Source organism: Vicinamibacterales bacterium, from assembly GCA_036496585.1.
Lineage (GTDB): Bacteria > Acidobacteriota > Vicinamibacteria > Vicinamibacterales > 2-12-FULL-66-21 > JAICSD01.
The window spans coordinates 1-12,874 of record DASXLB010000070.1 but is presented as its reverse complement, the minus strand read 5'-3'; the positions used below and the strand labels follow the sequence as shown (position 1 = coordinate 12,874).

Here is a 12,874-nt window from a genome sequence, read left to right as displayed (position 1 = left end):
CGGCCGCACGATCTTGTTCACCCTCTTTTGCGGTACCGCCTCGAATCGCGCCATCGACGCCGCGGAGACGCCCGACGCAGGTAGAATTTAGCGTCGTGGTCGCCACGCGTGTCTCTTCCGTCTTCTGAATCGCTCGCCGCCGTTCCGCTGCTCGCCGCCGATGCCGAGGCCGGAACCGCTGATGCCGTCGAGGCGAGCGTGCTGGCGCTCTTCGATCGTTCGGCGCTCGGCCTCCTGCGCTACGCCGCCTCGTTTGGTTTGGGCGTCGAGGAGACGGAAGACGTCGTGCAGGACGTGTTTCTCGCGCTCTTCCGGCATCTCTCGCTGGGGCGCGATCGGACGAATCTGACCGGCTGGCTGTTCCGGGTCACGCACAACCTGGCGCTGAAGCGGCGCCAGCGGATCGGCCGCCGGGCCGTGGCGGCCGGCGTTCTCTCGCCGGAGATCGGGCCGGGTGTCGATCCCTCTCCCGATCCGGAGGTACTTCTGCTGACGCGCGAGCGGCGGCGGCGGCTCGGCGCCGTCTTCAATGCGCTGCCCGACCGGGAGCGGCGCTGCATGTTTCTGCGCGCCGAAGGACTGACCTATCGTGAGATCGCCAGGACGCTCCGCGTGTCGCTGGGCGCGGTATCGAAGTCGCTCGCGCGCGCGCTGACGCGGTTGACAAACGCGGATGAGGGGTAGCGCGATGCAATGGATCACGCATCCGGCCGATACGACGCTGATGTGCGCGCTCGACGGCGAGCTGGCGCCGGCGCGCCGCCGCTCGCTCGATCGACATCTGAGCCGGTGCGCGGCATGCCGATCGCGTCTCGGCGCGTTCGAACGGGCCGCGGCGGACGCCGCCGATCGCTGGCAGGTCGAGACGGCGACCGCGGTGCCGGTGCCGGCCGGTTTACGGCGGCGCCTCCAGGTTCGCCTGCGCGATGTCCGCGCCGATCCGGCCCACTCGCGGCGGCTGCGGTTCGCGCGGTGGCTGGGCGTGGGCTCGCTCGTCGCGCGCGCCGCGATCACGGTGGCGCTGCTCGCCGGGCTCGTGCGTCTCGTGCGCCTTGGTGGCGAGTTCGCTATCGACCGCAGCGTTGCGCCTGCGGCATCGCTGCCCGACACGCGCCTGACGCCGGGTGCCGTCGCGGACGTCACCGTCGCCGAGCTCTGTTCCGCCGGCCGGCTGCCGCGGCCCGCCGTGCCCGGCACGGTCCGCCAGGTTGTGCTCCGGCGCTACCGCATGGAGGGGGTGCCGGCGTCCGAGTACGAGCTCGACTACCTGATCACACCGGAGCTGGGAGGCCTGCCCGACGCACGCAACCTCTGGCCCGAGCGCTACGCGTCCGGCGTCTGGAACGCGCGCGTCAAGGACGACCTCGAGCGTCTGCTGCCGCGCCTCGTCTGCGACGGCTCCGTCGATCTTGCGCGCGCGCAGCACGAAATCGCAGCGGACTGGATCGCGGCCTACAAGAAGTACTTCAAGACCGGCGCACCGCTGCCGCGGGAGGCGCGGGCCGGTGCCGTGAGGCTCTGGGCATTCAATCGGCCGTAACGAGGCCTCGATCGTCGAGCTCGCTGCCGGCCAACTACCGCGCGCGGGAGTCCTATCAGAGAGGGCATACCGTGCGGGTGTTGAGTGAACACGCGAGATTCATTCTCGAGCAAATGGAGCCGGATCGGCGGTACCGGGCGGACGAGCTCAGGGCGTTCGTCCCTGATGCCGGCGTGGAGCGGCTGCGCGAGATCATGCACGAGCTGTGGGTCGAGCGGGAGGTCGAGCGCGTCGGGGAGGCTGACTGGCGGCGGCACCGATCGGCGTCGTCCGATGCTCCCCGGACGGCGACTGGCGAGATCGAGCCCGTGCAACCCGATGATCTCTTCGATCACGGCGCCTTCGCGGACTTTTTCAAGTAGGCGCCCGTCGCGCGCGGCCTTACTTGCTGGCGCAGTGCGCCGTCTCGGCGGCGATCGGGCTGAATGACGAGCCGCCGCGGCCTGGCCGGATGAAGATGCTCGACCGGTCGACCGGCAGCGTCGCGGCGTTGGCGCAGAACGCCGGCCACACGCCGTTCTGTTCGAGGTATTGCTCGACGTTCGACACGTAGAACACGCTGACGATCGCGCCATGGCCCGAGAGCCAGGTGCCGACCGAGCGCAGGGCTTTCCCGCCCGCGAAGTCGCCGACCACCGGCACGATCAGATTCCGGCTCTCCATCGTTTTGATCAGCGCGAAGGACTCGTCGCGCGCCAGGAATCCGCGTTCACGGCCCGATTGGCTGTCCACGCTGGTCATCAGGTCCGCGTAGGTCACGAACCGCCCGCGCCGGCCGATCGTGGAGGTGTAGTCGATGGCCGGGCCGAACTCGTGGTACGCCCGATAGGCGTGCTCGATACTGGCGCGGTCCTCGGCGGTGAGCGGGAAGCCGTGTTTAGTGGCCAGCAGGTCGAGGACCTGCGTCAGGTGGGCCGTGAAAGTGGCCTCGGGCATCGGAGCCGCGTTCGCGTACGCGGCCATCAACTGCGCGGCGTTTGCCTGCCGCGGGAGGGTGGTCACCAGGGTGCGGCCGAAGAGTCGCGCCACGAACTCGGCGCGGGTGTTGGACATCTCGAAGATCGCCTTGTAGAGCAGGTGCAGATCGAGATTGCCGCGCCTGATGTCGGTGATGAACGCGATCCGCGGCTTGGTGGCCGCGATGTAGCTGAAGTTCTGCTCGGGCCCGACGCCGAGATAGACGCCGCCGGCCGGAACCTGCGCCGCGAGCGCCGCCGCGACCGTCGAGACCTGCATCTCGTTCGACAGCAGATTGTCGGGCGATCCGGAGCGGGAGACGAACGAGCCGTTGGGCTCAGACAGTTGCGTGAGGAGCGACCAGAACTCGCGATCGGTCAGCGCCGCCGGCAGCGTCGCGGCAGGTCGTCCCGCGAGGGAACTGGCGAGCGCAAGGAGAAGCAGGGGGACGAGGGCTGATGTGGTGCGGCGCGGCATGCCACGTATCTTGCCTCATTCGCGTGCGCTCCAGACGGAACTGCGTTGCGGTAGAGCTCCGGCTCCGCGCAACGTCGACATGGCGGCGTTGAAACATGCGCTGGCACTCTGATCGATCTTGAAAGCTCGAATCGATGAAGGACGCCAACCCGCAAGCGAGATGAGACGGCGGATAGTTCAAGTCTTGCCTGGCAGGGCAATGCGCGGCCCGGCTGCCGTCGAGTCGCCGTCTAGCCGGCCGCGTCGAGGATCGCCGCGAGATTCTGAAACGACACGCGCGCCGCGGCGAGCGAATCGCCCCACGTCGCGGCGTTGTCCTGCTCGATCGCGAAGTGCTTCAGGCCGGCGCGCGTCGCCTGCGCGAACATCGCCTTCCAGTCGACCTGTCCGGTGCCGACCGGCACCACCATCGTGCTGCGGACCCGCTGCTCGATGCTGAGCGACGAGGAGGCCGTCTGCAGGCCGAAGACGTCCTTGACATGCCACAGCTCGAACCGGCCAGGGTGCGCCCTGAACAGCGCCAGCGGATCGACGCCGGCAATCGACGCCCATCCGATATCGATCTGCATCGCCACCAGCGCCGGGTCGGTCTCGTCGAGCAGCACGTCGTAGCCCGAACGGGACATGGCAGCCAGCGGCTCGAATTCGGAGGTGTGGTTGTGCACGAACACCTTGATCCCGAACCGCTGTGTGATCCGGCCGCGCGCGTTCAGCGCCGCGGCTCGCCGCTTGAACGCCTCGAGCGACGCCGGCGCAACGGGATCCGGCGGCAGCTCCGTGTAGGTGAGGCCGATCACCTGGAAGTCTTCGAGCGCGCGCTCCAGTTCCGCGCCCTCGCCGCGCGCCGGCGCGTGCGTGCTCGGCATCGACAGGCCGTGCCGATCGAGCATCGCGCGAACATCTTTCGCCGGCAGGTCGCTGTAAGTCGTCGGCTCGACCTCGGTGTAGCCCAGCGCCGCGACCTTGGCGAGCGTCCCCTCGTAGTCAACGGCCAGCAGATCGCGGACGGTATAGAGCTCCAGACCCATGCGCGCGCGCCAGGGCGACGCGCCGCGCGGCCGCGCCGACGGGTTGGCGCGGCTGGCGATCACGCCCGCGGTGGCGAGCGCGGTGCCGTGCAGGAACTGGCGGCGCGTCACTTCTTCTGAAAGAGGTGCGGCGCGAATTCCGTCAGCGCCCAACGCCACACCGGCCACACGTGTCCGCCCGGACGATTCATGTAGGCGTGCACAATCTGCGCCTTCGTCAGCTCGCTGTCGAGCGTCCTCGCCCCGGCGTCGAGCGGATCCTCGGTGCCGCAGCCGATCCAGAAGACGCCGATCTTCGCGTTCGTGTCCGCAGGGTTCTTCACCAGGTCCGGATAGCGCGTGGCGAAGTCGGCGAAATTCCCCGCCGCGCTGAACAGGCCGAACGCGCTGAACAGCTCGAGATGTTTGAGCCCGACGTTGTAGGTCGCGGCGCCCCCCGCCGAGAGTCCTGCCATCGCCCGGTTCGCGCGTCCCGGCGCGACGCGGTACTTGGCGTCGACGTAGGGGATCAGGTCCTTCAGCATGTAGTCCTCGAACGCCCCCTGCGGTGCCGGCGGATTGTTGCTGCCGTTGAACGGCATGACGACGATCATCGGCACCGCCTTCTTCTCGGCGATCAGGCTGTCGAGAATCAGGTTGGCGGCGCCCGCCGTTCCCCAGCCGAGCGCCGTGTCGCCGGCGCCGTGCACGAGATAGAGCACGGGATAGCGCGCGGTGCCGGTGAAATAGCCCGGCGGCAGATAGGCCAGGAACTCGTGCGTATCGTTGTAGGCCGTCGAGTGGTGGACGTTCCAGTCCAGGCTGCCGTGCGGCACGTCGCGCACCTGCCACGGCGGCGCCGGCGTGCCAGGGACCTCGACCAGGCTGGCCGATGTGCGCACGCGCAGCTTCATTCTCGGATTGATCGGATCGGCGATCGCCTGACCGTCGACGGTGAAGAAATACAGATGGACCGTGGCCTCGAGCGGATCGCTCGTGTAGGTCCAGATGCCGTCATCCTGTCGCGTCATCGGCACCGTACCGCCGGTTGACGTCTGCGGCGTCGCCATCCAGTCTCCGGTCAGCGTCACCGCTTTCGCCTCGGGGAAACGGATGCGGAACGTGACCGTGCGATCGGGGTGCACGTCGGGCGAGACGAGCGTGTCCTGTGTGCCGCGGCCGCCGCCGCGTCCCGCCTGGACGGACAGCTGCGCCTGGGCCGCCGTCAGGGCCGAGGCGCCGACAAGGCACGCGACGATCGCGGTTACGAAACGAATCTGCATGCGATCCCTCCGGGCGCCTACTCTACCGCGTCCGGGGGGCCACCATCCGCCAACTCGGAGTATCCATCGTCGTCGGCGCGCCACGGTTCGGCAGGCGCTCGTTCGCGCCGGCGCTTGCGACGGCAACCGGCTCACTCGAGACCAGCCCATCGTCGCTTCGCGGTTCGTCGAGCCTGGGTTCACCGAGGACGATGCGCATTTGGTCGGAGGTATCGAGGGAGGGGATCACAGGCGGCGCCGGTCTTGAACCACGGTAGTCAGGTTGATGAATTGGCGGGCTGTCTGGGACGATTTCCGCAACTGGATTGTCCGCGCGGTCTGAGGTTCGGCGTTTCGGTTTGCTTTCAAATCCCGCGAACGTCGAACCCGAACCCCCGGGCCGCGGCGCCGAGCGCCGCGTCGTGCGTCACAAGCTGCGGCAGCGGTCCGACGCGATCGCGCCACAGGAGCGCGGTGGCAAGGTGAATGGCGTCGAGCGTGCCGAGGGGCATCGGCATCGGTTCGCTCGCGCGGCTCAACACGGGTGGACGCAGCAGCACCAGGTCGACCGCTTCGAGCCACTCATTGACCGATGCGATCCTCTCCGCCGCTTCGTCCATCGTTAGCGTGCCCTGAGTGCGAAGCCGATCGATCGTCCGAGCGCTTTCGACGGCGATCAGTTCGCTCGACACAAGGCCGTCATACCCGCGCAGATCATCGAGGGCGCCGGTTTCGCGCAGCACAACACGCAGGAGCGCCGACGTATCCACGTACGCGATCACCGGCGGCGCCGGTCTTCAACGAGCAAGGCGGTGCTGTCGGTGGGTTTCGACGGCCTCGGCGGGAGCTTCAGCTCGCGGAGCCGACGCTTGGCGCTGCGGATTTCAAGGGTCGGCGCGGCGATCGGCACGATGCGAGCGATGGGCGTCTCGCGGTCGAGGACTGTGACCGTTCCACCGTTCCGTACGGATCGGAGGTGTTCGCTGAGGCGTGCCTTCAAATCGGCAATACGGACGTCGCTCATGACCAATTATGGTCACGAGTGGTCCCGACGGTCAACTGCCGGATGAGTTGGCGGGCTGTCTGGGACGATTTCCGCAACTGGCTCATCCGTACGGCATAAACCGGTGGTAGCAATTGGCCAGCATCGTCACATTCGAGACACCGCGTCTGCCGACGGCAAGACACTCCTGCCAGCGGCAACCTTGCAGATTCTCCCCCGCGAGCGCGAGCTCCACGAACTCGACGCGGCGTAGCCTGCGGCCGGAAACGTTCGCGCGGGTGCGGCTTCGCCGCGGTGCACGGCTTGCGTGGGCGTACTGACCCGAAGCCTACCTGGTGTAGTAGCCGACGAAGCCACCGCGAGGAAACAGCCGCAGTGTCACATGCCCGCTCTTCAACGCGGTGACATCGCGACGGCTCCATGCGTCGGGCGTGCCGTCCACGTCGTGAAGCTCGCTGACGCGCCACGTGCCTTTGCCGAGGAAGTCGAGCGGAATGTCGAGCGCCTTCGCGTCCGCTCCGTTGATGACGGCGACGAACCACCGGTCCCCCGATCGCCGGGCCATAGCGACCAGCTGGCCGGGCTCGCTGCCGGGCAGCACACGCGTTTCATCCCAGACCGCCGGAATGGCGCTGAGGACGTCTTTCGCGGGGTTGGACAGGTAATCGCGCGGATTACCGCCAAAGCAGAGGAACGGCGACGAGAAGACGATCGCCTGCGCAAGTTCATGCCCCCACGTATTGCCCTGCAGTTCCCGAGGTTCGAACACGGTGGGCGTGTAATCCGCGGGGCCAGCCACCAGCCGCGTGAACGGCAGCGTCACGTCGTGCTCCGCATCCAGCCGACGCTTGTAGCGAGTCATGTGGTATTCGTGCCCGCGAACGGCCTCGCGCGTCAGGACGTTGGGCCAGGTACGCTCGGTCCCCGTCGGCTTCACCGCCCCGTGGAAATCGAGCAGCAGGTGGAACGCGGCCGCGTCGCGCGCCGCGTCGACGTACCAGTTCGACCACCATCGATTGCACGGCGGGGGAAAATCGATCTTGACGCCGACGATGCCGGTCTCAGCGACCTTGCGGAAATACGCTCTCCTGGCCTCCGGGTCCTTGACTTCTTTGCTGTGCACCCACAGCCAGACGCTGACGTTGCGGCTCTTGGCATATGCGACCGTCGAGGCGAGCGTGTTCCATGGGTCTGTCCATCGGATCCATCCGTCGTCGATGAGGTAGTACTCGAATCCCAACTGGCTGGTCCAGTCGACCCACTGCTGTTGATCCTCCTGACGCGGACTTCCGGCGGCCATCCACTGCCAGACGGAGCGACCAGGCTTGATCCAATCCGCCTGGGCCAGCGCCGGATCGGGTGGCGGGTTGAGATTCTGGACGAGCGTCGTGTTGACCAGCGCCGTCAGGTCGCGCGCGACGATTGTCACCCTCCACGGCTGAACGACTTCATCGTCGGTGGTCCAGCCGTCGGGGTCTGCTGCGAGCTCGCCGACGAGCGCGCCGTCCGCGCCGCGCCTGATTCCCAAATCGCCATAATCCTTGAGCGCGGCTTCGGTCAGCGTGACGTATAGCCCGCCCACACGAGCGGTGACCGGGAGACCCAATGCGGCGGTTCCCAGTTGGCTCAGGGAGCTGGTGTGATACGGGCTCTCGTATTCCGGGATGAGCGTGTCCACCCACATCACCGGATCTCCGTCCAATTTCCACGACGAGCGATCCGCCTGGAGTTTCCGGCCTGGTCGCGCGGGCAGCCTCAGACGAACGCCCACGCCCTCGTCGGCGACATGAAGATCGACGAGGTACGATTCACCGTGAGACGACACGGGAACCGTCGTCTCGTTCGCGTGGTTCGTCGCCAACGAGTGTCCGCCGAAGAAGCGGTATCGCTCGTGAACGGAGCGGCGCGTCGGCGATCCGAAGCTGACTTGCTCGCCCAGCTCCACGTTGTCGCTGCGGATGCCCAGCTTCGACGGGGCGACCACCTGATTGCCGCCAACGGTGATCCGATAGGCCAGCATTCCGGCGTCCGTGATCAGTTCGGCGCGCACCTTGCCGTCAGGGCTGGCGACGACGATGGGCTTACCCACAGCGACGGTGCGCGGTGATTCGAGCGCGATGAACGCGATCGAGAGCAGGCATGCGGCGGTTCGCGCGGTGGTCGGCGTCATCTCTCGGATCCTCCCGTGTGTTCTCCGTCAGCGCGCGCCGCTGCTCACAGCGTCGTCTTCAGGTAATGTGAGGCCGACGCGCGAGGCCGCAGCTTGCCTCAGGCGCTGAACGCCGCCGTATCCGGCGATGTTATCTCTTCCGGTGCGAGACCGTGCGCTACGGCAGCTTGAAGTTCCAGCGGCCGTTGTCGCTCTTGGGATCGAACGTCGCGAGCGTGGGCGTGCTGTGGCCGATTGCCGTCAGCACGAACGGTTCCTTCGATCCGGGGACCGACTTGGGCATGATGCGGTACGTGCCGTCGGTCAGCTGGTCGATGCGCCAGAGTTGCTCCGGACTCCCGGTGAACGCCGGCACCGCCACGACCTCCACATCGGCGGTGGCCGCCAGCGCGCGATCGGTGCCGGCGATCGTGATCTTGAAGTACGGCGCGCCGGGATAGCCGCCGGCGTTGGGCACCGGAGTGATCGTCCACTTCTGGTGCGGCCGGAACATGAAGTCGCCGAGGCGGACGCCGAGCGTGCCGGCTCCCCAGTCCTTCGACGCGTCAGCGAGCTCCTGGGCTGGAACCGGCGTGACGGGACCTGCGGGCGCGGCGAACGGGTTCGTGTTGGAACCGCCGGGCGCGCCGCCCCGCTGAGGAGTCGCGCCTGCCGGCGCCCCTGGCGCGCCGCCGCCGCCGGGCGGTCCGCCACGCGCGCCGGGCCCACCTCGTCTCATCGAGGGCATCCGTACGAAATCGACGGCGAGCTCCAGCGCGTAGCCGCTTCGCTCCGACTGGATCTCGTAGGTGCCTTCCCTGAAGTTGTCGCCGGCGTACGGCCAGCCGTCCTTCCAGAGCAGCGGCCGGATGTCGAGCACGCTGCGGCCGCTTCGGTCGAGGTCCGCCTCGTAGTGACAGGAGAACTTCTGCACGCCGTCGCCCAAGTCGAGCAGCCCGAAGTGGCCCGGCCCGACGAAGCGTCCGCTGGCGGCGACCACCAGCGTGCCGCCGCCCCTCAGCGCGTCGATGCCGACATTGTCCATATAGGGGCCGGTGACCTTGCGCGAGCGGGTGACGCGGATGTTGTAGGTCGAGTTCGCGCCATCGCAGCACGTGCCGTGCGTGCCGAGCAGGTAGTACCAGCCGTCGCGATACATCATCGCCGTCGCCTCCATGTCGATGGCGATGTCGACGGCCTTGTTGCCGGCCACGCGCTTACCCGTCTTCGGATCGAGCTCGACGAGCCGGACGTACCCGAAATAGGTCCCGTAACTGAGCCACAGCCGGCCGGTCGTGGGGTCGAGCAGGAACGCGGGATCGATGGCGTCGTTGTCCTCGACGCCGTCGGACGCAGCGACGACCGTTTCGTCGTGGAACCCGAAATCGGGGGAGTTGGGGTCGAGCGTGTTCGTCCACGTGACGTAGATGCTGCTGGCGTGTCCTCCCGACAAGCCGCCGCCTCCGCGCGCATAGCTCACGTAGTAGCGGCTGCCGATGTGAATGACGTCGGGGGCGACACCGCCACCGGGGCGCACCGCGCCGCTGTGCCAGGTCCACCCGTCATCCGAGATCAAGCCTCCGCCGCCTGTGCCGAACGTGTAGAACTTCCCGTCGGACATCACGACCGTCGACGGGTCATGGATATACGGTTCGCCGTCGAGCGCCGGCGCGGGACGGGACTGGGCGACGAGTGCCGCGGGGACCATCGCAGCGACGGCCGCCGCGGCGGCGAGAAGATGGCGCGTCATGGAAACCCTCACTGAGCCCGGGACCGATCGAGATTCATCGTGAGCCCTCTGATCGCCATCCCGTGTTCGTCGATGAACCGCACGCAGAAGTCACTCAGTCCTGGCCCGTTGATGACGGCGCCCCGAATGACGTTGCGTCCCTGGTTCAGCGTGAGCCGCGGCGAAACGACGTCGTCCATCACCATCCGTCGATCGCCTGAGAGGAGCACGGCCTCTTTGCCGTTCAGCCACCACATCGACGCGGCATTGGAGCCCACCGCCATGCGGACGTTCGTCAGGTCGCGGGGGCTGTTGACGACGGTGACGGCCCAGAACACGACGCCGTAGGTCGGCTTGTTCAATCCGTAGGCGAAGCGGAACAGCTTCACGTCGAAGGCAGGGGAGTCGACCGCGTGCCACGCGAGCGTCTGACCGTCGACCGTCACCGTGTCGCCGTTTCGCGGAACCACGGTCATCTGCCCGGGGAAGTACTCGGTGGCAAACGCATTACGGACGTAGCTGTCGGTGAACACCGTGTTGGTGCGGTTCGGCTTGGTGATTGGCTCGAGCAGGAGCCATCGCTGCAGGAACCCGTCGACGTCCGGCGGCCGCGGCATGCGGGTGGCCGGTGCGAAGTACGGCGCGATGGTCCGCGCACCCGTCGGTGCGGAGGCCTGGGCGGATCCCTGAGCCGGTCGCGACTGCGCGACCACGGCGCTCAGCGGCGCACCAACGACCAGGACGCAGAACGCGACGATCGAGATCGTAGAAGACGCCCTCATCAGAGACCCTTTCGTCAAACGTGGGCGTAACCCCGCCGCAACGTGAGCGCCAGCGATCAGGAATCCCCGTAGTGTACGCGCTTACATCGCTGGCGGGAAGAGGGATTCTGGACTCGCGGCGCCGAGCTGTAGATCGATGAGAACTGCCGGCGCTCGCGGCGCGGCAGCGGTTGATCCACGTCCTCGACTTGCGACGCGCGTCGGACGCCGACGAACCGCTACGCCACGTCGAGCGCGTAGAGGCTGACGCTCACCGGCGGAATGGGCAAGGTCGCCGGCAACGTCGTCAGAGCCGTCTCGACGATCGTGACGGCGGGCTCCTGACCGGCTCGATTGGTGGCCTCGGCGCCGGGCGGCGCGATCTGGTGGAGACGCCCGCCTCCGCGCAGGCGGACCCCTCGGATCGTCGGCGTCAGATCGTGAGCGGCCTCCGTGGAGTTGACCACCGACAACAAGAGTGTCTTGCCGTCGGCGGAGAACGCCGCGAGCACGTCCAGCGGGTAGGTTGGACTGCCGGTCGGCATCGTTCCCCTGTCGACGAACGGCGTGCCCGGCACTAGCGGCTGCGGCGAATTCCCGTCCAAGGCGACCGGTCGAGCGCCGCCAAGGTGCGTGTGCATCAGCTTCATCACGACGCCCTCGGCCGCGAGGCCGACGCCTTCGCCGGTATGGTCGGTCAGCACGCGCAGCCCTCCCGTCGCGCAACTTGCTTCGATCTGGCCGGAGTGGCGGAACATCTCGTGGAGGCACAACGCGTACGACAGCGGCATCAGCATCCCGGCTTGCTGCCCGAACCCTCCGCCGCCGTTGGTGGAGGCCGACCGCGGACGGTTCCCCCATTCGTCGAAGATGAACTTGATGCGCTTCTCCTTGAGCGACGGCATCTTCTCGACGTACTTGGCCCACGCCTCGAAGGCTTCGCCGATGCGGTTGGCGAGCCTCCGGGCTCTGAACTGCAGCGGATCCTGAACGTCCACGAACAGTTGCTTGTCGGCGTCGAAGGCCAGGTTGGGATATGCGTAGGTGTGCTCGGAGAGAAAGTCCATATGCTCGGCCGAGTTCTGCAGCAACCACCCGTCCCAGTCGTTCACGCTGCCGAACTCGTACGGCAGGGTCGCGGTGATCGGCGGCTCCCACTTGCTCGGAAAGAAGTTGTTCTTCCGTTCGGCGCCGCCGACGGACTTCTCGCAAATCGTCGCGCCCGACGCCGTCACCTTGATCGTCGGATCGACGGCCTTCATGGCGACAACGATGTCGTTGTGCTTCACCCAGTACTGGTCGAGCGACATGTGGCCGTACTGCCACGGACCGTACATCTCGTTTCCGATGGACCAGAGACGCACATGAAAGGGCTCCGGATGTCCGTTCGCCGCGCGCAGCTGGCCCATGCGCGTGTCGGCCGATCCGTTGCAGTACTCGACCTCATCGGCTGCCTCGCGCGCCGATCCGAATCCGCTATCGATCACCACGTTCGGCTCGCCGCCGACCAATCGGCAGAGGCCAAGGAGCTCGTGCAGGCCGACGTCGTTCGACTCGATGCGGTTGCCCCACATCGGCTGGAAGCGCGGCGGCCGCTTGTCCCGATCGCCCACGCCGTCACGCCAGTCGTAGGCGGAGACGAAATTGCCCCCGGGCCACTTGAACATCCTGAACCCTGTTTCTTTGAAGAGACGAATCATCCCGGCGTGAAACCCCTCCACGTTGTCGGCGGGCATCAGCGAGGCGGTTCCGATGTGAAAGGTCCCGCGGCCCGTCCCCAGGATCTCCAGGTGCGCATCGTCGGTGTCGACCGGCGCGGTGAACGTGAATGGGAACTTCCGGTATTCCGCGGAGAGTGACGGCACTTTCAACGTGTACGCGTCGCCTGGCGCCGTTCCCCACACGACGCGGACGACGACGTCGGCGCCGGATTCGCCGGCGAGATAGGCACGTCCCTCGTAGGCTCGACCACGTCCGAGACGCAATCCC

The 12,874-nt window shown here is 67.3% G+C and carries 11 protein-coding genes; 3 read left to right on the top strand and 8 right to left on the bottom strand.

Translation table 11 applies throughout. The annotated features are described in order from the left end of the window. Window positions 1–108 precede the first annotated feature (108 nt). The 3 genes from VGI12_19990 to VGI12_19980 all read left to right on the top strand — a co-directional run bounded on the left by VGI12_19990 (window position 109) and on the right by VGI12_19980 (window position 1,902). The gene (locus tag VGI12_19990; protein HEY2434961.1) at window positions 109–684 is read left to right on the top strand and encodes an RNA polymerase sigma factor; all 576 of its coding nucleotides are present in this window, start codon (window positions 109–111) and stop codon (window positions 682–684) included. A gap of 4 nt (window positions 685–688) precedes the next feature. After that, a complete protein-coding gene (locus tag VGI12_19985; protein HEY2434960.1) occupies window positions 689–1,540 on the top strand; it encodes a zf-HC2 domain-containing protein in 852 nt (283 codons plus the stop codon). Between the two features lie 71 nt (window positions 1,541–1,611). Then, window positions 1,612–1,902, top strand: a complete 291-nt coding sequence (locus tag VGI12_19980; protein HEY2434959.1) for a hypothetical protein — start codon at window positions 1,612–1,614, stop codon at window positions 1,900–1,902. Between the two features lie 19 nt (window positions 1,903–1,921). Here VGI12_19980 and VGI12_19975 read toward each other — a convergent pair whose 3' ends face one another. The 8 genes from VGI12_19975 to VGI12_19940 all read right to left on the bottom strand — a co-directional run. Next, a complete protein-coding gene (locus tag VGI12_19975; protein ID HEY2434958.1) occupies window positions 1,922–2,974 on the bottom strand; it encodes a hypothetical protein in 1,053 nt (350 codons plus the stop codon). A gap of 230 nt (window positions 2,975–3,204) precedes the next feature. Further along, window positions 3,205–4,113 carry a sugar phosphate isomerase/epimerase gene (locus VGI12_19970; GenBank protein ID HEY2434957.1) on the bottom strand — a complete coding sequence of 303 codons (909 nt, stop codon included), beginning with the start codon at window positions 4,111–4,113 and terminating at the stop codon, window positions 3,205–3,207. Next, a complete protein-coding gene (locus VGI12_19965) occupies window positions 4,110–5,264 on the bottom strand; it encodes an alpha/beta hydrolase-fold protein (GenBank protein ID HEY2434956.1) in 1,155 nt (384 codons plus the stop codon). Before VGI12_19965 ends, VGI12_19970 begins: the two co-directional genes overlap by 4 nt. Before the next feature lie 344 nt (window positions 5,265–5,608). After that, window positions 5,609–6,025: a type II toxin-antitoxin system VapC family toxin gene (locus VGI12_19960; GenBank protein ID HEY2434955.1), complete on the bottom strand. Its 417-nt coding sequence runs from the start codon at window positions 6,023–6,025 to the stop codon at window positions 5,609–5,611. A gap of 549 nt (window positions 6,026–6,574) precedes the next feature. Next, window positions 6,575–8,416, bottom strand: a complete 1,842-nt coding sequence (locus VGI12_19955; protein HEY2434954.1) for a glycoside hydrolase family 97 catalytic domain-containing protein — start codon at window positions 8,414–8,416, stop codon at window positions 6,575–6,577. A 157-nt stretch (window positions 8,417–8,573) separates the two neighbouring features. After that, a complete protein-coding gene (locus VGI12_19950) occupies window positions 8,574–10,145 on the bottom strand; it encodes a family 43 glycosylhydrolase (GenBank protein ID HEY2434953.1) in 1,572 nt (523 codons plus the stop codon). 8 nt (window positions 10,146–10,153) lie between these two features. Continuing rightward, window positions 10,154–10,906, bottom strand: coding sequence for a hypothetical protein (locus VGI12_19945; GenBank protein ID HEY2434952.1), 753 nt, complete (start codon window positions 10,904–10,906; stop codon window positions 10,154–10,156). A 218-nt stretch (window positions 10,907–11,124) separates the two neighbouring features. Then, the coding region (locus VGI12_19940) for a hypothetical protein (protein HEY2434951.1) at window positions 11,125–12,874 on the bottom strand (1,750 nt) is incomplete at its 5' end.